This is a genomic window from Aestuariirhabdus haliotis, from assembly GCF_023509475.1.
In the GTDB taxonomy this organism is placed as follows: domain Bacteria; phylum Pseudomonadota; class Gammaproteobacteria; order Pseudomonadales; family Aestuariirhabdaceae; genus Aestuariirhabdus; species Aestuariirhabdus haliotis.
This window is the reverse complement of record NZ_JAKSDZ010000006.1, coordinates 98,157-124,624: the sequence shown is the minus strand read 5'-3', so window position 1 is coordinate 124,624 and position 26,468 is coordinate 98,157. Positions and strand designations below refer to the sequence as shown.

Genomic DNA, 26,468 nt, shown 5'->3' with positions numbered 1-26,468 from the left:
TTATTAGGAGATAACTTATGCCTCGCGTAAAACGTGGTGTGGTGGCTCGTCGCCGTCACAAGAAAATTCTGAAGCAGGCTAAGGGTTACTACGGTGCCCGCAGTCGTGTATTTCGTGTAGCCAAGCAGGCCGTTACCAAGGCTGGACAGTATGCTTACCGTGACCGTCGTCAACGTAAGCGCCAGTTCCGTGCCTTGTGGATTGCCCGTATCAATGCGGCTTCCCGTTTGAACGGACTGTCTTATAGCCGCTTTATTGCTGGTTTGAAGAAAGCCTCTATCGAGATCGACCGCAAGGTCCTGGCCGATATCGCTGTCCACGAGAAAGAAGCTTTTGCTGCTATCGTGAACAAAGCGAAAGAAGCGCTAGCCTGATTAGTTAGCAGGCAATAAAAAAGGAGGCTCCGGCCTCCTTTTTTATTGCCTGGAATTTGAAGTCAGTAGAATTTGACGAAACAGTGATGAGTGCTGCGGTTTGCTGCGTAACTCGCTGTTTTTTTAGGCGCTTAACCGTTAACATACGGGGCTATTTTCTGCAGGGGCTATAGCCCCGCATGGCGTTCGGAGTTCAATAATGGAAAAACTGGAATCGTTGGTTGCTGAAGGCTTGAAAGCCGTGGAAGACGCAGCCGATGCCGCAGCACTGGATCAGGTTCGAGTGCAATATCTGGGTAAAAAGGGTGAATTGACCTCGTTGCTCAAAGGGTTGGGCAAGTTGTCCGCCGACGAACGTCCCGCCGCAGGGGCGCGGATCAACGAAGCCAAACAGCAAGTTCAGGATGCCATTACATCTCGTAAGGATGGTATGGAACGTGAACAGCTGGAGCAACGTCTGGCTGCCGAGACCATTGATGTGACTTTGCCAGGTCGAGGGCAGGAGTTGGGAGGGTTGCATCCGGTCACTCGTACCATGGAGCGAATCGAAGCCTTCTTCGCCAATATAGGCTTTGAGGTCGCGGAAGGGCCGGAAATAGAAGACGATTACCATAACTTCGAAGCGCTGAATATTCCGGGACACCACCCGGCGCGTGCTATGCACGATACTTTTTATTTTGATGCCCATACCTTATTGCGTACTCACACGTCGCCGGTTCAGGTACGCGTCATGGAGCAGCAGCAGCCACCTATTCGTATCGTATGCCCGGGGAAGGTGTATCGGTGCGATTCCGATGTCACCCATACCCCCATGTTTCATCAGGTCGAGGGTTTGTTGGTGGATCGCAAAGTCAGTTTTGCTGATCTCAAGAGCACCGTCGAAGAATTTCTTCGGGTCTTTTTTGAGCGCGACCTGGAAGTGCGTTTCCGTCCTTCCTATTTCCCATTCACCGAACCTTCTGCCGAAGTGGATATTGAGTGGGGGCGTGACGCCGACGGCAATATCAAGTGGCTGGAGGTGATGGGCTGCGGCATGGTGCATCCGAAAGTGTTCGCCGCCTCAGGTATCGATCCTGAGCAATACACCGGCTATGCCTTTGGTATGGGGGTGGAGCGCCTTGCTATGCTGCGTTATGGCGTGAATGACCTGCGGATGTTCTTCGAGAACGACTTGCGTTTCCTTGAACAGTTCCACTGAGTCCATAGCACAGAAGAAACTACAGCTAGAACCAATATATCGAATTCAAGGGGTTTCGCCCCTCGGTCAGCGAATCAGGAAAGCGAATGAAATTTAGTGAACAATGGCTGCGTCAATGGGTTGATCCAAAAGCCACAACCGAAGAGTTAGCCCAGCAAATTACCATGGCAGGCCTTGAGGTAGACGGCATAGAGCCGGTGGCTAGTGAATTCAGTGGTGTTGTCGTAGGTGAGATCCTTTCGGCGGAACAGCATCCGGATGCCGATAAATTACGCGTCTGCCGGGTCACTGATGGAAGCGAGGAGTTCCAGGTGGTTTGTGGCGCGCCCAATGCGCGTGCTGGTATTAAGGTACCCTTTGCTCGAGTCGGGGCGGTGCTGCCGGGTAATTTCAAGATCAAGAAAGCCAAGCTGCGCGGTGTTGAGTCTTTTGGCATGCTCTGTGCCGAAGATGAGCTGGGTATTTCTGACGATCACGATGGTTTGATGGAGTTGCAGCTGGATGCGCACGTTGGTGTTGACCTGCGTACCTTCCTCAGCCTTGATGACCGTATTATCGATGTGGACTTGACGCCTAACCGGGCGGATTGCCTTTCGATTGCCGGTATTGCCCGTGAAGTTGGCGTGAATTATCGTGAGTCGGTCGATGAAGTCAGTGTTAACGCTGTTCCGGCCACGATCGATGATCAATTTCCAGTCACATTAGATGCCCCTGAAGATTGCCCGCGTTACGTAGGGCGAGTGCTTCGTAATGTTAACGTAGGCGCATCTTCGCCGCTGTGGATGGTCGAGCGTCTGCGCCGCAGTGGAGTTCGTAGTATCGATCCGATTGTCGATGTGACCAATTACGTGATGCTGGAATTGGGTCAGCCCATGCACGGGTTCGATCTGGCACAATTGAGTGGTTCCATCAGTGTGCGTCGAGCTCAGCAGGGAGAGAAGCTCACTTTGCTGGATGGTCAGGAAGTGACTCTTACTCCTGATTTGCTGTTAATTGCCGATCAGCAGCGCCCTCTGGCATTGGCCGGAATTATGGGAGGGGAGGCCTCGGGTGTAAGCGCTCAAACCTGCGATATCTTCCTGGAAAGTGCATTTTTTAATCCGATTACCATTGCCGGTAAGGCTCGTGGTTTTGGTTTGCACACCGATTCTTCCCACCGTTTTGAGCGTGGCGTCGATCATCAGCTTCAGGTAAAGGCTATTGAGCGTGCAACGGCATTGATTCTCGAAACCTGTGGTGGAGAGCCTGGACCTGTGGTTGAGACGTCCAGTGCAGCGCATCTACCGGTTGAACCGGTGATCACTCTGCGGGCAAAGAAAGTCACCGATCTGCTGGGTATTGAAATTCCCCATTCGGAGATCGAGGAGCTGTTGACGCGCCTGGGTCTGAAGTTGGAGGAAACCGAAACGGGTGTCTGGCAGGTTAGGGTGCCCAGCTATCGCTTTGATATTGAGCTTGAAGTGGATCTTATCGAAGAGCTGGGTCGAACCTATGGCTATAATCGCCTGCCATCCTCGTTGCCCCGTATGAGTCTGGCCATGAAGCCGCAGGCTGAATCGAAAGTGGCTCTGTCCACCATCCGCCGCACATTAGTAGCCCAGGGGTATCGTGAGGCGATCAATTACAGCTTTATTGATCCTAAATTGCAGTCGCTGTTTCAACCGGACCTGGAACCGGTCAAGTTAGCGAATCCGATTTCTGCCGAGATGTCGGTTATGCGCACCAGTTTGATTCCAGGATTGGTCAAAACCCTGCAATACAATTTGAATCGGCAGCGCAGCCGGGTTCGATTGTTCGAGTCAGGTCTCACATTTGTTCCTCAGGCTGAGGGCGAGATGGTGCAGGAATTTAGGCTCGCAGGGCTGATTTATGGTAGCCGCCAGCCAGAGGGATGGACCGGAGATAGCAGCCCGGTGGACTTCTTTGACCTGAAAGGTGACCTTGAATTTATTGTGCATCTGGGCGGTAATGCCAGTGATTTCAGCTTCCAGTCTGTTTCGGGTATTCCCTACCTACACCCTGGCCAATGTGCTGCGGTCCTCAAATCGGGCACAGAAATAGGTCAAATAGGTGCGCTGCATCCCTCAATTCAGGCCTCGTTGGGTATAGAATCCCCCGTGTACCTTTTTGAGGTGAGCAGGCCTGAAGGCCGTGTCGCACAATTCAGTGAGCTGTCGAAGTACCCTGAGGTGCGGCGCGATCTAGCCGTGATTGTTGACCAGGAAGTCAATGCCGCTGACTTGAAATCCGTGGTTCGGGAAACCGCCGGTGACTGGTTGATAAACCTCAGGTTGTTTGACGTTTATCAGGGCAAAGGTATTGATCCACATAGAAAAAGTCTTGCTTTAGGCTTGACCTTGCAGCATCCATCGCGCACTCTTACTGATGATGAGGTGAATGAGATTTTCACTAAGGTGGTAAGTGCACTGGAAGAGAGGTTTAACGCCACTCTAAGGATGTAGCATATGGGGGCTTTGACAAAGGCCGAGATGGCCGAGCGTCTTTTTGAAGAGCTTGGCCTGAATAAGCGTGAAGCCAAGGAAATGGTGGAGATGTTCTTTGAGGAGATCAGAGATGCCCTCGAGAGCAATGAGCAGGTGAAGTTGTCAGGTTTTGGCAACTTTGACCTTAGGGACAAGAGTCAGCGCCCAGGTCGTAACCCAAAGACCGGTGAGGAGATTCCCATTACGGCACGCCGTGTGGTGACCTTCAGGCCTGGACAAAAGCTGAAAGCCAGAGTGGAAGCCTATGCTGGAACCAAGCAATAACGACGAACTGCCCCCGATTCCGGGGAAGCGCTATTTCACCATTGGTGAGGTTAGTGATCTCTGTGCGGTAAAACCCCACGTGCTTCGGTACTGGGAGCAGGAGTTTGCTCAGTTAAAGCCGGTCAAGCGGCGTGGCAATCGTCGCTATTATCAGCGCCAGGATGTATTGATGATTCGCCAGATTCGTAGCCTGCTCTACGATCAGGGGTTCACCATCGGCGGCGCCAGAAATCGCTTGTCTGGGGATGAAGTAAAAGATGACAACACCCAGTACCGTCAGATCGTCAGGCAGATGGTTGCCGAACTTGAAGAAGTGCTGGAAGTCCTTAAGAAGTAAGCTAAAAAGTCTTAAAAACAGTTTGCTGAAACCCTCGATTACGGTATGATTCGCTCCGTCTTGCAGTCCGGCCTAGGCTTTCTGCGAAGCAATCGGAACGTAGCGCAGCCTGGTAGCGCACCACAATGGGGTTGTGGGGGTCGGAGGTTCGAATCCTCTCGTTCCGACCATATTATTTAAGAAAAACAGCATCTTAGGGTGCTGTTTTTTTTGCCTGTATTCCATTCGAAAAATAGTCGGAAAATTATTTACTATTTCGATGTACTGAGAGGCTGAAAGTTGAGCCTTCCACATCATTCCATCTAACCTTATGACCGTTCAGGTAATGGGCTGTCATCCCCACCTCGGTATGCGCAAATAGGTCCTGTACTTGCTCTGCGCACCATCCCCCCTCAACCCTCTTTGCCTATTTCACAAATACTCTGTTTTCAGTGCCCATCTGGCGCAGCCTGCTCTCCGCCTGTCTATCTCAATCCCTTGCGTATGGAGGAGGGCTTTCAGGTCAAACGATAATAAGAATAATTATTGTTATTATTGATTAATGATAACTATTCGCATAAAGTTCAGCAAAATTTGATTGATATGCCAATTTGTTATTTATGCGATTGCCTTAGAGGAAGACCAGGAACAAAAGCGTAATTTGCTCATGTCAACATGATGTTGAATCAAATCTGTAGCCTGTTCGTCAGGCAGCCGATTGTGTCCTGAATCCCATCTAAAGCCACTTGGGATGATAAGCAGGCATTCTATGGCTGTTTTCCTTTTTTCTGTAATTGTTTCTCGGTTCAGTCGCTGATGTGACGAGAGCTCAGTATTGATGGCATGTGCATGAGAGTTTCGTTCGATCAGGAGCATTTAACCGCTCGAAGAAGCGGGCAATAGCTTGATGTTTATTCAACATTTAAATCAAGAGAGACAGTGATGAAACGCAGTAAAATATGGGTAGGGGGTATGATTCCCCTGGCGTTAGGGGGGCAGCTGGCTGTTGCGGGGGAGCTTGATCAGAATTCGGTAACTCGGCTCGATACGGTGGTGATAACAGCGACGCGGAGCGAAGAATCTATTGGCTCTATCGCCGGTAAGATGCAGGTGATCGAGCGCGATGATTTGATGCGTCAACTGCAATCGGGTGACAATTTATCTACGGCATTAGGTCGTTTAATCCCTAATTTTGGCGTAGAAACCCAAACTGCAACGGGAGGCACTCAGACCATTCGTGGTCGTAAGCCTCTGTATCTGATTGATGGTGTCCCGCAATCCGATAACCGTAACGTGTCTCGTTTTTTAAACTCGGTTTCTCCCTTGATGGTGGAGCGTGTTGAGGTGGTTACCGGCGCTAGTGCAATCTATGGTGTGGGTGGAACTGGAGGCGTTATCAATATTATCACCCGCAGCGCTGGTGAGGATGAGGGGGTGAACTTTTCGACTCAGGTGGGTACCGCTTTCTCCACACAAGAGCTTGATAGTGACAGTTTTGCCTATACCATTGGCCAGACTATAGCGTTTAAAGAGGGAGATTTTGACGGATTTATCGGCCTGGAGTACGAGGAGACCAATGGCTTTTATGATGCCGATGGGGATCGTATTGCCCCCGAGCCTGCGCAAACCAGTACCCATGATTCCGATCGTTATTCGACGCTGGCAAAGTTGGCTTGGCAATTGGATTCTGATAAACGCCTTCAATTCAGCTATGACTATGTCAAAAACGAACAAGACAGTGATTATGCACCTAATTATGGTGGTCCCGGTGCCCCTGCATTAACGGGGACGCCGGTGGAGGTTAAATCGATTAAAGGGCTCAACCTGCACGATCAGCCCAAGACCGAGCGAGAAGCCTTCTCGCTGCAATACACGGATAATGCCTTCCTCGGTCAGCAACTCTCGGCGCTGGCCTATAAGCGCGAGCGTGAGTACCGTTTTTTTCCTTTTGCATTCAGCTTCGGCCCGCAAAATTTCGTCAATCAATCTACCAGTGAGGCGGATGTTTACGGTGGTAAACTTGTGCTGAGCGCTGACGTCAATGATGTCGTTAGCGTCGTATATGGTGCGGATTACCAGAAGGATAAGGGTGAACAAAATGCGGTGGGTTATGATGCCAGCCAATTTTTAACCAGCGGTGGGTTGGACTATGTGGAAATCGATGCCTACGGCTACGGCCCTGACGTAGACACCAAAACATTCGGTGGCTTTGCCGATTTTAAATTTCAGCTAACCGAGGCGCTGTTGTTCCGTGCCGGTATGCGTTACGAAGATATCGAGCAGGAGGTGGATGATTTTATGCCTACCTATGAACACCTTTTGGTGCCCGATGGTTTGCGGGTGGCTATTCAGGGGGATACTCACAATTACAACGAGACTCTGTTCAATGCCGGGTTGGTTTACAGCTTGAATGATAGCCAGCAGATCTTTGCCAACTACTCAGAAGGTTTCGAGATTCCCGATCTGGCTCGTCTTTTGCGAAATGCAGTGGCACCAACCAGTATGTTGGCCGGCATGTTAGGCGTTCCAGGCACGGTAATCAGTGATATGGACCTTGAGGCTATGAAGGTCGATAGTTATGAGCTTGGCTGGCGTGGAGATTGGGAGCCGCTCACCGCTTCATTAACGGCTTTCTATAATGAATCTGATAAGACGACCACCTTTAACGCAGACTACAGTGTTTCTCAAAAAGATCAGAAGAAAAAAATATATGGACTGGAAGGTTCTCTGGATTATTTTCTGGATCGCTATTGGGCGGCGGGCATCAGTGGCGCCTACACGCGGGGAAAAACCAAAGATGAGCAAAGCGGTAAGTGGTTGCATCTTGATGCGTTAGAGGTGGCCCCTGCCAAAGTCGTTAGTTACCTTGCCTATGATCTGGATAGCGGATCCAGCATCCGTCTGCAGGCAACCAGCGTGTTTGATTACAACAAGGCAGAAGATTCCACTTCGAGTGGTGCCATTGTTGATGACGGGGATATCGATGGCTATACCACGCTCGACCTGTTAACGCGCTGGAAGTTACCGCTGGGGGAACTCGGGGTTAGCATCACCAATCTGACCAATCGGGATTACCAAACGGTTTACAGCCAATGGGCCGAACACACCTATGGTCAGCTCTCGGGAGTTCAGGCCAAAGGGCGTATGTTGGGTGCCAGCTACAGAATTGACTACTGATGGCGATCTGACCGCAGGAGCATAAACAAACGCCGCAGGCTTCTGCGGCGTTGTCCTGGATATGGCTCTATCAACACCCTATTGATTAAGCGGGTTTCAGTGATGGTTGGTTGTCCTCGGGTAGCCGACCTTTACTTGAGTCCGCTAACAGCCGCTGCGCCGAAATGGTAAAGCAGATACTGGCAAGAACCCCGACACAGGCCGTAATGGCAATGGCGTAGCGCAACGACTCACTGCCCAATGTTGGTGATAAGGCATCACTTACCACACCAACGAACAGAGGCCCCAGTCCCAGTCCCACCAGGTTCAATATAAAGAACAACAGGGCTGAGGCCATAGCACGCATTCCTGGGCTGACCAGCCCGTGGGTGATGGCGATGGTCGGGCCCAGATAGCAGGCGCCAAACAGGGTGGAAAAGAAGAACATGGCCAGCACCACAACAATATTATCGGCAAAGCAGGCAATCAAACTCAGGGGTACACCCAACAAGCACATGATGGCGGAGATCCACAGATACCAGCGTTTATCATGGGTCCCCAGCTTATCGGCCAGGTACCCCCCCAAATAGGTGCCGATAGCGCCACCGATGCCAACGATGAGCGACAGGCTAACGCCAACCTGCATGGGGGTGAACTCGTGAGAGCGTATAAGAAAAGAGGGCAGGAAATTGCCCACGCCGTAGCTGGTGAAAGCCGTCAACCCAGCGGCTATGGAAAAGAACCGGAATGAGCGTAACCGCCACAGAGTCGCCAGAGTTTCCTTAAACGTCGATGGTTGCTGCTGTTCAAGCCCATCGGCCTGACCGCGAAGGGGCTCCTGAATGGTGAATCGGACCAGCAAGGCGATCGCGATTCCGGGTAAGCCCACGACAAAGAAGGCCATTCGCCAGCCATATTCCTGATTGACCCAACCGCCCACCAGAAAGCCCAGTAATATGCCCAGATAAACTCCGGTGGAATAGAAGGAAAGGGCCCTGCCGCGCTCTTCCGGTGGGTAATAGTCGGAGATTATGGAATGCGCAGGAGGACTGCCACCGGCTTCCCCGACACCGACTCCGATACGGGCGAGCAATAGTTGCGCATAGTTTTGGGTCAGACCGGACAGGGCGGTCATGCCACTCCAGACAGCGACGGCCAGGGCAACAATGTTACGCCGATTGCCAATATCGGCCCAGCGAGCGATAGGGATTCCGACGCTGACGTAGAAAATTGCGAAGGCAAATCCGGTCAGTAAACCCAGTTGTGAGTCTGACAGGTCCATATCGGTTTTGATCGATTCTTGCAGAATGACCAGGATTTGACGGTCGATGAAGTTCAGCGCGTAGACGAATGTCAGCAAGATTAATACATAGCGGCGATAGCCTTTGCTGACGGGGATCTGGGGAATCTGCGACATAGTGGGCTCAGCTTTTATTGTTGTTTTTTAATCTTTCGACGCTAGCGTGCCAGGCTACTGCGGTAAACAATTATCAGTCTGGGTAATGGGCAGGTATTTGCGGCTCGACTTCTGTTGCCGGTGGTCTAGCGATCGGTCTGTGCTCGCCAGCAGGATCCGGCTTCCCCTATAATGTTGGCTGACCCAGCGGTGACCTACCGTTCAATAATAGTAGAAGCCTTTTGTACCCCTAAGGAGCCTCCATGAAGCCAGAGATAAAACCGGCCAACCCGAACTTCTCATCCGGACCCTGTAGTAAACGCCCTGGGTATCAGCTGGAGGCGCTGGATCTTCAGACGCTGGGCCGTTCCCACCGTTCCTCCGTGGGCAAGCAAGCGTTAAAGAGAGCTTGTGAGGAGACCGCCCGTCTACTGGGGTTGCCAGAGGGTTATCGAGTTGGGGTTGTACCGGGGTCGGATACGGGGGCTATGGAGATGGCTATGTGGTCGTTGTTGGGACCGCGACCGGTTGATGTATTTGCCTGGGAATCCTTCGGCAAAGGCTGGCTGACCGACATTGTTAAGCAGCTTCAGTTAGATAGCGTTAATGCTTATGAGGCCGAGTACGGGCGGTTACCCGATTTTAGCCAGGCCAATCAGGCTCACGATGTGGTGTTTACCTGGAATGGAACCACGTCCGGGGTCAAGGTCGATCAAGCCGACTGGATAGATGACGATCGAGCGGGGCTGACGTTGTGCGATGCTACTTCATCGGTTTTTGCCATGGAGATGCCCTGGGAAAAACTCGATGTAATCACCTTTAGCTGGCAAAAGGTGCTGGGCGGCGAAGGTGGGCATGGTATGTTGATACTTAGTCCCCGCGCGGTTGAACGGCTGGAAAACTACACTCCGAGTTGGCCCATGCCAAAGGTTTTCCGTATGACCAAGGGTGGTAAGCTGATCGAGGGTATTTTTCGGGGTGAAACCATCAATACTCCGTCCATGCTCTGTGTTGCCGACTATCTGGATGCTTTGGGCTGGATCGATGGTATGGGCGGGGTCCACAAAGCGATCGAGAAATCTCGTAATAACCTTGCTGTGTTGGAGGCCTTTGTAGCCGATCGACCCTGGATCGACTTTCTGGCCCAGCAGCCTGAGATCCGTTCCAATACCAGTGTTTGCTTCACACTGGATCTTGCACCTGAGCAGATCAAACAGATGGGTAAATTGTTAGAGCAGGAAGCGGTTGCCTATGACATCGGCTCATATCGTGATGCACCGGCCGGTTTGCGTATCTGGTGTGGCAGTACGGTCGAAGCCAGTGATCTGGAGGCGCTGTTGCCCTGGTTGGATTGGGCCTATGCCGAGGTGGCGTCACTGTAACCTGAACAGTATCCAAGGACCGAGGAGTGGTTAACGGCTCCAGAAATCGCCCTGCGGCCAGTACCCCGGGGCGATCATATAACAATAATAAGGACGGTACTGATGTATAAAATTCGAACCTACAATCAGATCTCCACCTGTGGCCTGGAGCGCTTTTCCCGGGCTCATTACGAAGTCGCCAGTGAAATTACCCATCCTGACGCCTACCTTCTTCGAAGCCAGAACCTCCATGGCGATGAGCTACCGGACTCATTGCAGGCGATCGCGCGCGCCGGTGCCGGTGTTAACAATGTTCCTGTCGAGCACTGTTCACGCCAGGGGGTAGTGGTGTTTAACACGCCAGGAGCCAATGCCAATGCGGTCAAAGAGCTTGTGCTGACTGGCCTCCTGCTTAGCTCACGCGGGGTTTCCGAAGGGCTCGCTTTTGTCCAGGGGCTGGATGCGGGGCAATCGGCCGAACAGATGTCGACCTATCTGGAAGGGCAAAAAAAGCGTTTTGCCGGGACCGAGATTGCCGGTAAAACCCTGGGGGTTGTTGGCTTGGGTGCCATAGGCTCGATGGTGGCCAACATGGCTCTGACGCTGGGTATGAAGGTGGTAGGTTACGATCCGGCCATTTCGATTGAGGCCGCATGGCGGCTGTCGAGCAAAGTCGGCAAAATGGATAACCTGCATTCGTTGCTAGCGTGCAGCGATTACGTCACCTTGCATGTGCCTTCCCTCGAGGCTACGCATCATCTGATCAATCCGGATAGCCTGAGTAGTGCCAAACCGGGTTTGAAATTGCTCAACTTTGCCCGGGAGGAGATTGTTGACCCTGGCGCGATACTGCCTGCTCTGGCGGCTGGGAAACTGTCGGCGTATGTCGCTGATTTCCCTACGCCTGATTTATTGGGCAAAGAGGGCGTACTGCTGTTACCCCATATAGGAGCAAGTACTCAGGAGGCGGAGGAAAATTGCGCGCTGATGGCGGCCGATCAACTGATCGATTACCTCGAACATGGCAATATTCGCAATTCGGTAAACTTTCCCAATATCAGCATGGATCGAGTGGGCGGCCGGCGTATAACATTCTCAAATCATAATGTTTCCGGTGTGCTGGGTGATGTGCTGTCAATGTTGGCAGATCATAAAGTCAATGTGCTCGATATGCTCAACAAAAGCCGCGATGCATTAGCGTACAATATTGTAGATGTCGAAGGTGAGGTCACAAAAGAGTTGTTGCAGGGCCTGACCGGTATTGAACATGTTATCAAGATTAGAGTCGTTTGATTGGGAAGATTTTTAAATTCTAATTACAATCTGGTAATAAAAAAGAGCTGCCGAGGCAGCTCTTTTTTCAGGAGTCGAAAGGGGATTGACTCACCGGCCTTCTGCATGACAGGCGCGCTTGGCCGCTTCCGCGTCGCGGGCAATCTCTCTCATACCCCAGCCATCATCGTCAGAAGCGTGGCCATAGTAATAGTTGCCCGGATTGTTGTAGTACTCGTTACGCATCTCAATGGCAACTTGGCGACACTCATCAGAGTAACCTGACTCGTTTGTATCCATAGCGTTAACACCAACCATACCAGCAAAAGTTACAGCAAAAACGGCACCTATCATGATTATTCCCTCCATTAGGAATCATTATTTAATCAGTGATCGAAACGCTGTTTTTCACTTCAAGTATCGCTGAAATCAGTGTTTCGTTTGATGGGTTTATTAAACGTTAATAGAGGGTTTCTCACTATACGTAAAGGCTCGTTTTCGACAGGGAGTACTACCTATTGGGCTGCAGTTTTCCGCTGGGATCAGGCTTGCATAGCAAAGAATTTTGACGTTATTGCAGGAAATACCAATTGAATTTATACAAATACTTATTGGTACTTTAGTGCTATTTTTTTGGGGCAAGTTTATTCTTAGTAATTTTATCGCATAAACGACGGCAGAATTTCGCAAGACCTGCTAATTGTACTGCCTGGTGTTGAAGGGTATGGCGTAGAAAATGAGATAATTTTCGTTACAGATGCGAATAAAGTGCTGATGAGAAGGAGGTAACAAGAAGGGATAAAGATATAAGCTGTCAGTAGCCAGAACGGTAGGAAAAAAGGGGCCACCCTAAGCTTTCGCATGAGTAAGAAAGATTAATCGTCCCTAAAGGTGGCCGCCAACTATACTGACAAGCAATTGCAGAACTAAGTTCCTCCGTCTTTAGTGTTTGCCACTGCATTCGTTGTTACATTGAATGCAGTGGGTGGTGACGGGTCTCTATTCGATGAGTAGGGTTCGAAAGAAACCCGCCGTGTTACCGTTGCTCCGATATAGGATTAATACTCCCAGTGATCGACGTTATGAGCACCTTTGAACTGCTTGTCAAAGTAGTTCTCACAGGTACCTTCACGCCATACGTCTGCTGTTGCACAGTGCAGACCACCGCCAAACGCATAGGCATCACGCAAGTCGATCGGTACTACGTCAAAGCCTAACTTATCGAACTGCTCTTGTTGCCCGGTTTCTGATTTCTCAACGCAGACGGTGTTGTGATCCAGAATCAGGGTGTTCATGGACAACCAGGTGCTGGAGTAGCACAGTGGAGGAGGGTTGTCCCAGGCCGGTTCAACCGCTTCGACGATTTCCCATCCGTTCTTCTCAAAGATGTCACGCTGACCCTTGAACAATGGACGGTGTGGGTTCAGCAGCATTAAGCCTGGGCGCAATGGGCAGAAGGTAGCATCGATATGGATCGGATGGTTGTCTTCAAAGCTCAGGGTATGAACGCGGTAGCCCATCGGCTCATAGCGGCGCTTGATCCAGCGAATGCCAGCCAGGTTGGTGGTTAAACCGTGCTGGACAAAGATATCCTTGCCCAGACGCATAACGTCGGCGGCATCAAACAGAATATCGGTTTCTTTGGTGCTGTACTCTTTGCGCAGTGAACGCGCCATGGTTTCTTCGTCGGTCAGATGCTCATAAGCGGCCACATAGTCCATGCGGAAACTTTCATCCCCCAGGCGTGGGCGAGGTGCCTGTTCGATCAGGCAGTCTGGATCGGACTCGAAATATTCACGGCACAGATCAACGTAGGCCAGATACTCGAAGTAACGGCTACGGAAGCTCATGGGCGCCATCAGAATGCTCTTGCCCATAGTGAGCAGGCAGTCGCGAGGCGGCATAACACCAAAACCGGAACTAATGGTGAAGTCTGGAGTGGTAATACGCTCGTGCCAGTCAACGGCTCCGGGGCGGTCAACAATAATTCCGCGCTTTTCGAGCGTATCGGCAAATCCGTTCAGGCATTCATTCGCACGATCGATACTTTCCTGGGTGCGACGACCTGCTTTACCGCCACGCATTGGGGAGTCAGCCGGAATTTTTTCGTTGGACGCAGGGCACGCTTCAGGAATGTGCTGGTTATCGGCAATACCGACGATAACGTGCTTCAAAGGATCGAAGTCGTTGTAGGATTCAACGTGAAGCCCTTTTCGTACAACAGGAACGCCAGATTCCTTACGCTTCAGTGGGTGGCTAGCATTGGGATAAAGGTCATTCGATACGCTCATAACTAAACTCCAATATATAGCAATTAAAAAAAACTACAGCATGATATTTTGAAATGTTCTTATCGATTTTCTAAAAAACGTTTCTTAATCGATGCGATGTTACAGATGGTGTTACTTAGAAAGGTAAAGCTAAATTCTGTCTCTGTGTTTTCCATCAGTGGAGCCATCTTAGATTTATTGTGGAAAATAAATAGCGATTTTCTGACCAAAAATATCTGTTTTCTGCCGCGATAAAATCTGAGGTCTTTCCCTGTTTCGGTAACTACCTATAGCTATGTTTTTTAAAGCATAAAACTGCAAGTAGTTGGCAGAAAAGAGCTAGAAATAACGAGCGTAGAGGAGCAGGCTGTGCGCTGTGATTTTACAAGAGAAACGGTGTAAGGAGTCGATATGCTTTCTGGGTACTGGACAATTGATTCTTTTATCGTATGTAACGTCATTTTATGTGTTTTTGTCTTTATGGTTGTGGTTCACCAGAAGATAAAAGAAGCACATAAAGGCGATAGATCCTAGCTCGAAACGGTAAAAAAGGGGTGGTTATGAATACTAAAACTTTAGGCTATTCGACGATGATAGTCTCGGCTGCGCTAATGGGTTGTGTCGGTCTGTTTGCGCGTAATATTAATACCAGTGGCGATGTAATTGCCTTTACTCGAATGTGTGTAGGCGCGATCTGTATCCTGATGATTATGTCTTACCAGGGTAAGGCATTAATGTTAAAGGCAACCAAGTTAACGCCGGCGGTAATCGCTAGTGGTGCTTGTCTGGGTCTATGCCTGGCAGCTTACGTGTCAGCGACCAAATACACATCCCTGGCAAATGCGGTATTCCTCATCTATACCGGTCCTGTGATTTCAACCATACTGGCAGCAATTTTCTTGAAAGAGAAAATATCCAAACTCACTGCGGCCTTATTAACGGCGGTCTTTATTGGTTGCTTGTTCATTATCGGCATCATAGGCTTTAATGAATCCGGTGGATTGACCCTGACATTGTCCTTCTCTAAAGAGAACTTTATCGGCGATATGCTGGGCCTGGCTTCCGGGTTGGGTTACGGTATGTACCTGTTCCTGAGCCGTTATCGTACGGATGTAGGTTCCGATTCTCGCTCCTTCTTCAACTTCCTGTTTGGTGCGCTAGCGATTGCAATCTACTTTGTCATCAGCCCACCCTCGTTGGCAGAAATGGATACCAGCTCCTGGATCTGGTTGATTTCAATGGGCTTCTTTATCGGCTTTGGTGCCTTGAGCCTGTTGACTGTGGCTGCCAAACATTTGAAAGCAGCAGAGCTGGCCTGTGTCTCCTACTTTGAGACTGTTGTCGGTGCCGGTATTGGTATTATGGTGTTCAGCGAATCAATGACGACCCTGCAGTTTATCGGTGGCGCTCTGGTTATTGCCGGCGGTATGGGTGAGATCATCAATTCTGTTCGCAAAAAAAGAAATAATGCTGCTGAGGTTGAAGCTGAAGCTGTACCGGCTACAGTTACGGCTCAGGAGCCAGCCAAGTAATACCCATACTGCAACCCGGTCAAAAGAAGGAAGACGTCATGGTCACTGCATTCAATTGGATACTGTTGTTGATAACGGTCGTTATCATGATTGCCCTCGCGGTATACAGCAACAAAGTCATCCAAATGAAAAGTGGCGAAGGCGGCTTCCTTCTGGCCGCCGGTGGACTCGGCCCCTTTATTGGGGCCGCTACCATTGTGGCAACCGGGTTCTCAGGTTGGGGGTTTATGGGTTCCCCTGGAATGGCGTACAAATATGGCGCCATAGAGTTACTGGGTAACTTCTTTTTTGCTCCCGCCATGGTCTTGGCCGTGTTGTTATGTGCACGCTTCTTACGAGAGAAAGCCCAGAAAATGGGCAGCCTCACCATCCCCGAATACATTGTGAATATTCACGATGGCCCTGCCAGTATCAAACGTTTGACTCAGACGGTGGCCGCCTTGGTCAGTATTGTTCTGCTGCTGGTTTTCCTGGTAGGGCAAATCAAAGCGCTGGGCTTGTTGGCGGGGCAGTGGCTGGAAATTGAACCGCAAACCGCATCCTTGATTCTGATCGCCATCATCATGCTATACACCTCGATTGGTGGGTTGGCCGCCGTTGCCTTTACCGATGCCATCATGGTAATGGGCATGTGTATTTCGGCTCTGGTTATTGTTGGTAAGATTTTTCTCGATATTCCCCTGTTTGAACTGCTCGATCAGGTTCATGCGATGGACAAGACATTACTTGAGCCCACCGACTCTGGCCCCTACGGCTCAACGGTCTGGCACGTGGCCTTTATTCTTCCTTATGCTTTTATCTACGCGACAACGTTGCCGTTTATGGCCGTTCGTTTCATGGCTTTGTCCAAAAAGACCAAGCTTCATCACGTGATTGCCTATATGACGCCCATGGCGTGCCTGTTAAGCCTGGTGCCTCTGGTGGGTATTTATACGCGGCTGAAGGTGCCTGGACTGGAAAATCCTGATCAGGCCATGCCCGTGTTTCTTAACACCTTTATGTCGCCCATGGCGGCGGCCATCATTACACTGTTTATCCTGTTTGCCATGAAATCGACGGCCAATTCGGTGTTGCATGCGATTTCCAGCGCGGTTTCTCATGATCTTCGCCAGTCATTGTTTTCTAAAACGGACCTGTCCGAAACCTGGTTGCTGCGAATTAATCGTTCTGCCGTCTGGTTGCTCGGCATGGTGGGGTTCTTGGGGATGCTCTATGCACCACCGGTGATGTTATCGATGCTGGCTATATTGGGTTCCGGCACGTTGATGGCTGCCCTGATAGCTCCGGTACTACTGTCCCATTTCATTAAAGGCAATATCTATGCAGCGCTGATTTCGATGTTGACGGGTTTTGGTGCGGCCACAATTTTATTCCTGTTCTTCGAATTAGGATGGATGGAAGCGCCGTTGTATGCATCGGCTATTGCTTGTGCTTCCTATGCTCTTGTCGTCTGGATGACGAGCCTTCTGGCGAAGAACTCCAAAGAGGGTCTTGAGTCCCTGGGTACTCGCTGACTTGTCAGGGTGTCTGGTTGCTGCTTTTGTGAATCCTGGATTAACCATCAAGCCTGCAGATATTGATGGGGCTACTGCGTCGAGCTTCGCCTTGATAAAAATCATTTTCAGGATCCGCAGAGATCTAGCTGAATGAAACAGAGGTGCCTTAAGAGTTGAGGTTGTTGAGCTGGCCTTCAACGCAGAGTTGATTATCGATGTTCTCTCTGAGGTTGATACGCTTTGCGCGATATTCTCGAGGTGTGGCATTAAACTGGACTTTAAATTTTGAATTGAAATTGGACAACGATAGAAATCCGGCATCGGTGCTGATGGTGGAAATACTCAAATCGGTCGAGATCAATTGTTTGGCCGCATAGTGAATGCGTTGTTCGATAACGAATTGGCGAAAGGTTTTTCCGGTATTGTTGTGAAAAAAACGGGAGAAGGTACTGTCAGCCATATTCAGTTTTCTGGCGACATCCCTGATCATTAAGGGCTCGGACAAATTCTCCTTAATGTAGTTAATGGCCGTCTGAATCCGGTCTTCTATGCGCTGGTTACTGGTGATTTCCTGTTCTTGATCGAACTCCCGGTTCAAAATTTCTGCTTTGGAAAGATTCTCCAGCAATTGAAGTAAATAGATAACCTGGGAAAAGGCAAAGGTGTTATTAAATTTCGCAATCAGATCAAAACATTCGGGTTCCAGGGCATGAAAGAGTTGGGCGTTGGTAGGTCGTTCGAGCATGTCCATAATGGGTTTAAATTGGACGCTGTCGATAAAGGTTTGACCCAGGCTGTTTAAGCGAAAGTGCAGGGCATCGCACCGTAAATGATCCTTGCACTGTTTGTCGTAAGATAATTTGAAAGGGGTTAAGGGGGACAGTAATAGTAGTTCGCCTTTTTGCAGGCGGCCACTTTTGAGGGACAGCTCAATACGGCAGGAGTTATCGTTGGGTTTGATCAGTATGTAATCAGCGCAATAGGTCATTTTTTCATGAGCATCGATGTTTCGGTGAATGTCGAAAAGAGAAAAATCGAAGGTTTTGGCTTTAATGCGTGATGACATTGAGAGGACTCCGCCTGCTGGTTGAAACTCCGCTTATAAGCTGTTCTATGGGCACATTCCGGGCCATTCCAGACTCTTTGTTACGCTTGCTTGAAATGCTTCAACTTTCTGGTAATAAACATGCTGCAATCCAGAATAAACCTGGACCTCGTGGTTCACCAGACGTATCCGCAGTCCTGAATGGTTCAGAGTCACCTTGGCGTCAAATACAGAGCTTCCACTGCAGTCGACTGGCTAGTATGTAAGTTTGTATAAACTACTACCCATATTAGTACTATTAGATGGCAATTATTCGTACGTATCTATACGTAGTCTTTCTAAAATATTTGATGTTATTACTTATGGCACCTCTGATTAATCAGAGGTGCCATATAGATTGTGAAGTTTGCGCGGCTCTTTCTGATCTTGATTAACGGCCAAGTAATGACGCAAAGGCTACGAGTACTGCAGGGCCAGCGTGAATGGTTTGGGCAGAAAATATGAAAAGGGCGTGACGGAAAGGCGATTAAGGCAGGGTATAAGGCCGGTTCAATACGCAACTGTACAGTGGCAGTTGCGTATTGAGAAAACGCTTATACAGGCTTGTTCAGCTGCAGCTTCTGCACCGAGAAGAAGCGCTTGATCAGGGGAGAGTGGTCGAAGGCTTTAAGCAGTTTAACGGCTGCAATCGATACCAGAGGTTCCAGCATCACAATGATCAAATAGGAGGCTGCAAAGCTCATCCAGGCGTTCAGTGGCGTGGCGACATCGCTGATTGCGAGCCAGAAACCCACCATGCCAGTGACCCCCGAATAGTAGATGGCGTCCAGTTTAACAATCTGCGTGATACTGGTGGTACGTTCGCCGCTAAGGTAATGGCGGCCGGCCAGGAAGTGGACACTGATCAGTGGCAGCATCAGGGACAGGCTGTTAATCGCCAGGTGAGCCAGGTCGCCTGGATCGAACAATAATCCCTGCATCAGCAGTCCGAAGGCAAAACCGATCAGGGTAGGGATAAAGCCCAGTGTCAGATAGATGGCCATGGCACCAACAAAGTGCAACTCCGAGGGACCGACAGGGACGCTGTAACTCTGCATAAATAACGAGAAGAAGCCCGCAGCCAGTAGCATACGAGGAATCTGAACCGCCAGTGATGACAGGCTAAACAGGTACTGTCTAACGTAAAAAACCAATAACGAAACGGTTATTACGTTGGCAGCAATTACCTTTACAGGGGCAACAAAGCCGGGTTCGATGTGCATGTTTTATCTCCATGGCGGGGGCGCATTATCCGTTTGCAGGGTAAGGCCGAATGATGCGGGTTGTCGTTGAAATGTCTCAATCAATTATGGCGCAAAGCTTACCAGTATCCAGCCCGCGAAGGGAGTGTCGGCTACTCATCCTGGCTTGAATCTTCTTCATGCCTGGCTGTCTCCTTATCGTCAAAGTCGTTACCATGGTGCGACAGCGCCGAATAGCTTGGCGGGATGGCCATATCCCCCGTTTTGGCTGATGACACCAAGGAGGTCAGTTGTGGTTCTGAGGGATTGGCTGTTAGCCCTGATGGTCGTGATGGCCTGGGGCTTTAACTTTATCGTGATTCATTGGGGCCTGGACACAATGCCGCCGATGCTGCTGGGCGGGCTGCGTTTCGCCCTGGTTGCCTTTCCTGCGATATTGTTTATCGCGCCGCCCAAAATAGCCCTGAAATGGTTGTTTGCCTACGGCATAACCATCAGTTTTGGTCAGTTTGCCCTGTTGTTTGCGGGGATGCATTTGGGAATGCCCGCCGGACTCGCCTCATTGGTGCTGCAAGCCCAGGTACTCTTTACTCTGCTATTTGCGGCCCTGTTGATGGGGGAGCCGCCACGCCTCGAGCAATGGTTGTGCATACTGGTGGCCAGTGCGGGGTTATTGGTGCTGGCCTTACAGGGGGGCGATGCAGGGAATATGAGCCTTATTGGGTTCGTTTTAACGATTGGCGCGGCTGCTTGCTGGGGGCTGGGGAATATCATCAATCGTCATATTGGCTCTATGGGTAGCGCCAATCTGATGGGGCTTGTGGTTTGGGGTGCCTTGATACCGCCTGTGCCCTTTTTTATCCTGTCCTACTATCTTGAGGGAGCAGCGCTCATAGAGTCCAGCCTGACGGGGTTGGGTGTGAAGTCGATACTGGTACTGATTTACCTGGCTTTTGTCGCTACGATATTTGGTTACAGGGTTTGGGGCGGACTGTTGACCCGTTATTCTCCGGGGGTGGTGGCACCTTTAACCTTGTTGGTGCCTGTGGTCGGTTTGCTCTTTGCAGAACGGTTGCTCAATGAAACGCTTAATAGTCTGCAATGGTTTGGTATTGCCATGGTGATGCTGGGGCTGGGCATCAATCTGTTCGGGGGACGACTGCGGCAGAAAGCGGCACAGGGTAAAACACTGCCCTGACAGCTACCCTGTTAATACCCCGGGGTTGAGGTCCGTGAACAGGGGGCGCTAAAAAAGACCGCTTTCAAAAGATAGATAGTAAATTAATTCGCGCCGTTTTTCGGAGAGTTAAGACGATGACCAAAATCCTGTTGATTGTTGCGCATGCACCGTCGCCCAATACTCAAATATTGGCCGATGCGGTTCTGCAAGGGGCGCAAAGTGAGGCCCCGGGAATTCAGGTGTGTCATATCCCGCCGCTGCAGGCGACTGCCGAGGATGTTTTGCAAGCCGATGCCCTGATTTTGGGCACCACAGAAAACCTGGGTTATATGAGTGGAGCCCTGAAGGATTTCTTCGACCGTATTTATTACCCTTGTCTCGAAGTGAAGCAGGGTTTGCCCTATGCCCTGTACATTCGGGCCGGCCATGATGGTACGGGGACTCGACGGGCTGTTGATAGCATTACCACCGGACTGCGTTGGCGGCCGGTTCAGGAACCCTTGATCTGTCGTGGGGACTTCGATCCGGCCTTTGTCGATCAGTGTCGTGAGTTGGGCATGGCCATGGCGGTAGGTTTGGAGGCGGGGATCATTTAATGATCTTTAACTCGGCAGAGCCAATGGCCAGTGGCCATATGTTTTGATTTGCTCGCACTATATCTGTGCAGAAAAACACTCACTTTCTGTTTTGCCCGCATTTAGGGCGCCGCACCAAATGATTGCTCCGATTCGGTGCTTGCAGGCTTAGTCTGTCATTATAAGAAACTGTCATATCCCTTTAATAACTGCGTGCTAGAGCGTTTTATCGTTGTTGGTCTGTCCTTTGCATTTATCGATGTGACCAGTTGGGTTGCAGTATCGAAAACCAATAATCAAATAATCGATAGGACAGGAGTTACTATGGGATTCTCTCGAGTCACGTTTAAAAAGACATTGCTGGCGCTAGGTACCAGCGTTATGGTCGCTGGCAGCAGTATGGCCATCGCCGCCGATACCATCAAAGTTGGGGTGCTGCATTCACTCTCCGGAACCATGGCGATCAGTGAAACCACGCTGAAAGACACCATGGAGATGCTGGTAGCCGATCAAAATGCCAAGGGTGGCGTGCTGGGCAAGCAGCTGGAAGCCGTTGTGGTCGATCCAGCTTCTAACTGGCCATTGTTTGCCGAGAAAGCCCGCGAGCTGATCGAAAAAGAAAAAGTAGACGTTATCTTCGGTGCCTGGACCTCGGTTTCTCGTAAGTCCGTACTGCCGGTCATTGAAGAGCTGGATAGCATTATGTTTTATCCCGTTCAGTACGAAGGTGAGGAATCCTCTAAAAATGTTTTCTACACCGGTGCGGCGCCAAACCAGCAGGCTATTCCTGCGGTAGATTATCTGAAAAACGAACTGGGCGTTGAGCGTTGGGTACTGGCGGGTACCGACTATGTTTACCCACGTACCACCAACAAAATCCTCGAAGCTTATCTGAAAGCCAACGGTGTGGCTGAAAGCGATATCATGATCAACTACACACCCTTTGGTCATTCAGATTGGCAGAGCATCGTTTCCGATGTGAAAAAATTCGGCAGTGCGGGCAAGAAAACCGCAGTCGTTTCTACCATCAATGGTGATGCCAACGTTCCCTTCTACAAGGAGTTGGGTAATCAGGGTATCTCCGCGGAAGACATTCCCGTGGTGGCGTTCTCGGTCGGTGAAGAGGAGCTTTCCGGTATCGATACCAAGCCCCTGGTTGGTCACCTTGCGGCCTGGAATTACTTTATGAGTGTCGAGTCGGATCACAACGATGCCTTTATCGACAGCTGGCATGCTTACATCAAAGATGATGCCCGCGTAACCAATGACCCGATGGAAGCCCATTACATTGGTTTCAATATGTGGGTTAAAGCGGTAGAAAAGGCGGGTACCACTGATCCTTCGGCGGTTCAGGATGCGATCATTGGTGTTAGCGTGCCAAACCTGACCGGTGGTTATGCCACTATGGCTCCGAACCACCATATCACCAAGCCGGTATTGATCGGTGAAATCCAGGAAGACGGTCAATTCCAGGTCGTTTGGGAAACCAACGGTACCGTATTGGGTGATGCCTGGTCTGACTTCTTGTCCGGTTCCAAGGATATTATCTCTGATTGGCGTGCACCGCTGTCCTGCGGTAACTACAACGTCAAAACCAATAAGTGCTCCGGCCAGAACTACTAGTTCTCGGCCTGTGACGGCAGCGCCTGGCGTTGCCGTCCACTTTTCCAATTTTTTATTACGCATTCTGTCGCCCATAAGGGCATCCATAGCGTGCCGTTAGAGCGCGCCTGAGGACAGCATTGTTATGTCGATAATCCATTATTGCGCGCGAGTAATAACCACAGTCCTGTTGTTCATAGGGCTGCTCACGGCCAGTTCTGCCGTCTGGTCCAATACCCTGTTTGATCAGGGTGTCGAACAACTGAAGCAAGCCAAGTTAAAAAAGAATCAACAAGCGGTCGAATGGATCGTAGAGAGTGCCGATCCTCGAGCCCTGGCACTGTTGCTGCCTTTACAGAAGGGGGAGCTGTATCTGCACAAAGCCAGCAAAACTCTGGTGTTGGTAGAGAAAGCAGATAAACAGTATCTGCTGACGGATGTGTTAACGGATGAATCCCTGGGTAGCGTTACCAAACGCAAAATCCGGAAAATCCCTATTAACAACCGTTTGCGCAGTCAGATAAAGAGTGCGGTGGCCATGTTGCAGTTGGCCAGTCCCGACCCGCAGCTGCGTTTGCAATCGTTACAGGCGATGCTGCCATCGATCAGCCTGAAGCAACTGGATCTTCTGAAAGCGCGTCAACAGCAGGAAAGCGATGATGACGTCAGTGCCTTGATCTCCGTGGCAATCGCTTTGGCCATGCTGGAAAGCGAAGAGGCGAAAGAGCGAGCCGCAGCCGTTGAGGAATTGGCCGAAAGCCTGCAACCCGAGGTGCGCAATCGCCTGACGGCTTTGCTGTCATCCGAAACCGACAAACAGGTGCTTCGCGCGCTGGATGCGAGTCTTGATCGTATTGAGCAGCGGATTGAACTCTTCGGTCATATGGAAACGCTTTTCTTTGGCCTCAGCCTGGGCTCGGTACTGGTGTTGGCGGCTATCGGTCTGGCCATCACATTTGGCGTTATGGGTGTGATCAATATGGCCCATGGTGAGCTGATTATGTTAGGTGCCTATACCACCTATGTGATTCAGCTGATGATGCCCAATCATATTGAGTATTCTATTTTTGTCGCGATTCCTGCCGCGTTTCTGGTTTCCGGATTGGTAGGTATTGCGATTGAACGCGGCGTGATTCGTTTCCTGTACGGTCGACCACTGGAAACCTTGCTGGCTACTTTTGGGATCAGCCTGATCCTGCAGCAGGCAGTAAGAACCATTTTCTCACCACTGAACCGCAGTGTGGAAACTCCGCAATGGATGAGTGGTGCACTGGAGATCAACAGTGTCTTTTCCCTGACCTTTAATCGGCTGTATATCCTTATCTTTTGTCTTATCGTTTTCGCGGCACTCTTTATGGTGCTGAAGAAAACACGCCTGGGATTACAAGTTCGCGCGGTATCGCAGAACCGTGAAATGGCTCGTTCCATGGGAGTGCGCTCGCAATGGGTTGATGCCATGACCTTTGGTCTCGGCAGTGGCGTCGCCGGTGTGGCCGGTGTTGCGCTGAGCCAGCTGACCAATGTGGGACCGAATCTGGGTCAGGCGTATATCATCGACTCCTTTATGGTGGTGGTGTTTGGTGGCGTCGGCAATCTCTGGGGAACCCTGGTCGCCGGTCTCTTTCTTGGTGTGGGTAATAAACTGCTTGAGCCCTGGGCGGGTGCAGTGCTGGCCAAAATCCTGGTGCTGGTTTTCATTATCCTGTTTATCCAGAAACGCCCCCGCGGACTCTTTCCGCAAAAGGGCCGGGCGGCGGAGAATTAAGTCATGCTACTCAACAAACTTTTTAAAAATGATCTGGGTGGCCAAATTCTGATTGGCTCTCTGTTAGTGGTCACGGTGCTGGTTACATTACTGAATGTTCTGTTGCCCGTAGACAGTGCGTTTCATGTGCCGACCTACACCGTTACCTTGCTGGGTAAATACCTCTGCTATGCCTTGTTGGCGGTCGCACTGGATCTGGCCTGGGGCTATCTGGGCATTCTCAGCCTGGGTCATGGCGCATTTTTTGCCCTGGGTGGTTACGCCATGGGCATGTACCTGATGCGTCAGATTGGTGACCGAGGTGTCTATGGTAATCCTGAACTGCCCGACTTTATGGTGTTCCTCGACTGGCAGGAACTACCCTGGTTCTGGCAGGGGTTTGATCACTTTGGTTTTGCCATGTTGATGGTATTGCTGGTGCCCGGGTTGTTGGCTTTTGCCTTTGGCGCGCTGGCCTTTCGCTCCCGGGTCACGGGGGTGTATCTGTCCATTATCACCCAGGCCCTGACCTACGCCTTGTTGCTGGCCTTCTATCGCAACGAAATGGGTTTTGGGGGCAACAACGGTTTGACCGATTTCAAAGATATTCTTGGTTTCAGCCTGCAATCGGACACCACGCGTATCCTGTTATTTATCGCTTCGTCACTGGCCCTGATTGCCGGTTACCTGATCTGTCGAGCGGTCACTCGATCGCGTCTCGGACGAGTCTGTGTGGCGATACGCGACAGTGAAGATCGGGTGCGCTTTATCGGTTATCGCGTCGAACGGGTGAAGCTGGCGGTGTTTACCCTGTCCGCGGCGCTCGCCGGCGTCGCCGGGGCACTCTATGTGCCTCAGGTGGGTATTATCAATCCCAACGAGTTCTCGCCGCTTAATTCGATCGAGGCGGTGGTCTGGGTCGCGGTAGGTGGACGGGCCACACTATACGGTGCCGTGGTCGGTGCCTTGCTGATCAACTACGCCAAATCCTTTTTCACCATGGCGATGCCCGAGGTCTGGCTGTTCGCCCTGGGGGCCATCTTCGTACTGGTGACACTGTATCTGCCCAATGGCATTGTCGGGCTATTGAAGCGCAAGGGGGCTGACGCATGAGCATGATAGAGACATTCCGTCACCATACCCGTCGCGATCAGGTGTTTGATTTCCTGATGCCGCCGGCAGTGAGTAACCTGGATCTGTCGAAAAATACCATCCTGTACCTGGAGGGGCTCAACGTCAGCTTCGATGGGTTTCAGGCGATCAATGATCTGAATCTTTATATAGAACCCGGTGAACTGCGTTGCATTATCGGTCCTAACGGTGCCGGCAAAACCACCATGATGGATATCATCACCGGTAAAACCCGGCCCGACAGCGGCACGGCTTTTTTCGGTCGTCGTATTGATTTGTTACAGCTCAGTGAAGCGGAGATCGCCGAGGCGGGCATAGGCCGTAAATTCCAGAAGCCTACGGTGTTTGAACCCCTGACGGTGTTTGAAAACCTGGAGCTGGCGATGTCGGGCGATAAAAGAGTCTGGAGTACTTTTCGCGCTCGAGTCAGGGGTGAGCAGCGCTCTCATATTGAAAGCACAATGGAGTCCATTGGTTTACAGGATCATGCTGATCAGCGTTCCGGTGCACTCTCTCACGGTCAGAAGCAGTGGTTGGAGATCGGGATGCTGCTGATGCAGGACCCTCAGCTGTTGCTGGTGGATGAACCGGTGGCCGGTATGACTCATCAGGAGATGGATCGCACCGCCGAGCTGTTGAACTCATTGGCGGGTAAGCACTCGGTCGTGGTGGTTGAACACGATATGGATTTCGTGCGCTCCATTGCCCGTACCGTAACGGTATTGCATCAGGGGTCTGTATTGGCCGAAGGCACTATGGATCAGGTGCAAGCCGATCCGCGGGTCAAAGAAGTGTATTTGGGGGAGTAGGG

21 protein-coding genes and 1 tRNA gene are annotated in these 26,468 nt (G+C 50.7%); 17 read left to right on the top strand and 5 right to left on the bottom strand.

What is annotated here, in order from left to right:
* The first annotated feature begins 17 nt into the window (after positions 1–17).
* From rplT to MIB40_RS06940, 7 genes are all read left to right on the top strand, one after another.
* Positions 18–374 (top strand): 50S ribosomal protein L20, encoded by a 357-nt coding sequence (gene rplT / locus MIB40_RS06970; protein ID WP_249692368.1) that lies wholly within the window; start codon positions 18–20, stop codon positions 372–374.
* 199 nt (positions 375–573) lie between these two features.
* Positions 574–1,572: a phenylalanine--tRNA ligase subunit alpha gene (pheS, locus tag MIB40_RS06965; RefSeq protein ID WP_249692366.1), complete on the top strand. Its 999-nt coding sequence runs from the start codon at positions 574–576 to the stop codon at positions 1,570–1,572.
* Between the two features lie 86 nt (positions 1,573–1,658).
* Positions 1,659–4,034: a phenylalanine--tRNA ligase subunit beta gene (gene pheT, locus MIB40_RS06960; RefSeq protein ID WP_249692364.1), complete on the top strand. Its 2,376-nt coding sequence runs from the start codon at positions 1,659–1,661 to the stop codon at positions 4,032–4,034.
* 3 nt (positions 4,035–4,037) lie between these two features.
* Positions 4,038–4,340: an integration host factor subunit alpha gene (gene ihfA, locus MIB40_RS06955; protein ID WP_249692362.1), complete on the top strand. Its 303-nt coding sequence runs from the start codon at positions 4,038–4,040 to the stop codon at positions 4,338–4,340.
* On the top strand, positions 4,321–4,677 hold the full coding sequence (locus MIB40_RS06950; RefSeq protein WP_249692360.1) for a MerR family transcriptional regulator: 357 nt from the start codon (positions 4,321–4,323) through the stop codon (positions 4,675–4,677). The genes ihfA and MIB40_RS06950 overlap by 20 nt, the downstream gene beginning before the upstream one ends.
* Before the next feature lie 93 nt (positions 4,678–4,770).
* Positions 4,771–4,847 (top strand) — tRNA-Pro (locus tag MIB40_RS06945).
* Between the two features lie 751 nt (positions 4,848–5,598).
* A complete protein-coding gene (locus MIB40_RS06940) occupies positions 5,599–7,833 on the top strand; it encodes a TonB-dependent receptor (RefSeq protein ID WP_249692358.1) in 2,235 nt (744 codons plus the stop codon).
* Between the two features lie 85 nt (positions 7,834–7,918).
* Here the strand turns inward: MIB40_RS06940 and MIB40_RS06935 are convergent, their stop codons facing one another.
* Complete coding sequence (locus MIB40_RS06935; RefSeq protein ID WP_249692357.1) at positions 7,919–9,229, bottom strand: spinster family MFS transporter; 1,311 nt, start codon at positions 9,227–9,229, stop codon at positions 7,919–7,921.
* Between the two features lie 242 nt (positions 9,230–9,471).
* On the opposite strand from MIB40_RS06935, the gene MIB40_RS06930 reads away from it, so the two are divergent.
* Together MIB40_RS06930 and MIB40_RS06925 are read left to right on the top strand one after the other, a co-directional pair.
* Positions 9,472–10,590 (top strand): phosphoserine transaminase, encoded by a 1,119-nt coding sequence (locus tag MIB40_RS06930; protein WP_249692355.1) that lies wholly within the window; start codon positions 9,472–9,474, stop codon positions 10,588–10,590.
* Positions 10,591–10,692: 102 nt separating this feature from the next.
* Positions 10,693–11,862, top strand: a complete 1,170-nt coding sequence (locus MIB40_RS06925) for a phosphoglycerate dehydrogenase (RefSeq protein WP_249692354.1) — start codon at positions 10,693–10,695, stop codon at positions 11,860–11,862.
* Positions 11,863–11,952: 90 nt separating this feature from the next.
* Here MIB40_RS06925 and MIB40_RS06920 read toward each other — a convergent pair whose 3' ends face one another.
* Both MIB40_RS06920 and MIB40_RS06915 read right to left on the bottom strand, forming a co-directional pair.
* Positions 11,953–12,195 carry a hypothetical protein gene (locus tag MIB40_RS06920; RefSeq protein ID WP_249692352.1) on the bottom strand — a complete coding sequence of 81 codons (243 nt, stop codon included), beginning with the start codon at positions 12,193–12,195 and terminating at the stop codon, positions 11,953–11,955.
* A 704-nt stretch (positions 12,196–12,899) separates the two neighbouring features.
* Positions 12,900–14,132: a serine/threonine protein kinase gene (locus tag MIB40_RS06915; protein WP_249692351.1), complete on the bottom strand. Its 1,233-nt coding sequence runs from the start codon at positions 14,130–14,132 to the stop codon at positions 12,900–12,902.
* 539 nt (positions 14,133–14,671) lie between these two features.
* On the opposite strand from MIB40_RS06915, the gene MIB40_RS06910 reads away from it, so the two are divergent.
* Complete coding sequence (locus tag MIB40_RS06910; RefSeq protein ID WP_249692349.1) at positions 14,672–15,643, top strand: DMT family transporter; 972 nt, start codon at positions 14,672–14,674, stop codon at positions 15,641–15,643.
* Between the two features lie 38 nt (positions 15,644–15,681).
* Positions 15,682–17,157 (top strand): sodium:solute symporter family protein, encoded by a 1,476-nt coding sequence (locus tag MIB40_RS06905; protein ID WP_249692346.1) that lies wholly within the window; start codon positions 15,682–15,684, stop codon positions 17,155–17,157.
* Positions 17,158–17,305: 148 nt separating this feature from the next.
* Here MIB40_RS06905 and MIB40_RS06900 read toward each other — a convergent pair whose 3' ends face one another.
* Complete coding sequence (locus tag MIB40_RS06900) at positions 17,306–18,205, bottom strand: helix-turn-helix domain-containing protein (protein WP_249692344.1); 900 nt, start codon at positions 18,203–18,205, stop codon at positions 17,306–17,308.
* Positions 18,206–18,777: 572 nt separating this feature from the next.
* Positions 18,778–19,446, bottom strand: coding sequence for an energy-coupling factor ABC transporter permease (locus MIB40_RS06895; protein ID WP_249692342.1), 669 nt, complete (start codon positions 19,444–19,446; stop codon positions 18,778–18,780).
* Between the two features lie 271 nt (positions 19,447–19,717).
* Between MIB40_RS06895 and MIB40_RS06890 the strand changes: the two genes are divergently transcribed.
* The 6 genes from MIB40_RS06890 (at position 19,718) to urtD (ending at position 26,466) form a co-directional block, all read left to right on the top strand.
* A complete protein-coding gene (locus MIB40_RS06890) occupies positions 19,718–20,623 on the top strand; it encodes an EamA family transporter (protein WP_249692340.1) in 906 nt (301 codons plus the stop codon).
* Positions 20,624–20,739: 116 nt separating this feature from the next.
* Positions 20,740–21,201, top strand: a complete 462-nt coding sequence (locus tag MIB40_RS06885; protein ID WP_249692338.1) for a flavodoxin family protein — start codon at positions 20,740–20,742, stop codon at positions 21,199–21,201.
* A gap of 303 nt (positions 21,202–21,504) precedes the next feature.
* Positions 21,505–22,803, top strand: a complete 1,299-nt coding sequence (urtA, locus tag MIB40_RS06880; protein ID WP_249692336.1) for an urea ABC transporter substrate-binding protein — start codon at positions 21,505–21,507, stop codon at positions 22,801–22,803.
* Positions 22,804–22,927: 124 nt separating this feature from the next.
* A complete protein-coding gene (urtB, locus tag MIB40_RS06875; protein WP_249692335.1) occupies positions 22,928–24,547 on the top strand; it encodes an urea ABC transporter permease subunit UrtB in 1,620 nt (539 codons plus the stop codon).
* 3 nt (positions 24,548–24,550) lie between these two features.
* Positions 24,551–25,639 carry an urea ABC transporter permease subunit UrtC gene (gene urtC / locus MIB40_RS06870; RefSeq protein ID WP_249692333.1) on the top strand — a complete coding sequence of 363 codons (1,089 nt, stop codon included), beginning with the start codon at positions 24,551–24,553 and terminating at the stop codon, positions 25,637–25,639.
* A complete protein-coding gene (gene urtD, locus MIB40_RS06865) occupies positions 25,636–26,466 on the top strand; it encodes an urea ABC transporter ATP-binding protein UrtD (RefSeq protein WP_249692323.1) in 831 nt (276 codons plus the stop codon). Before urtC ends, urtD begins: the two co-directional genes overlap by 4 nt.
* Positions 26,467–26,468 lie beyond the last annotated feature (2 nt).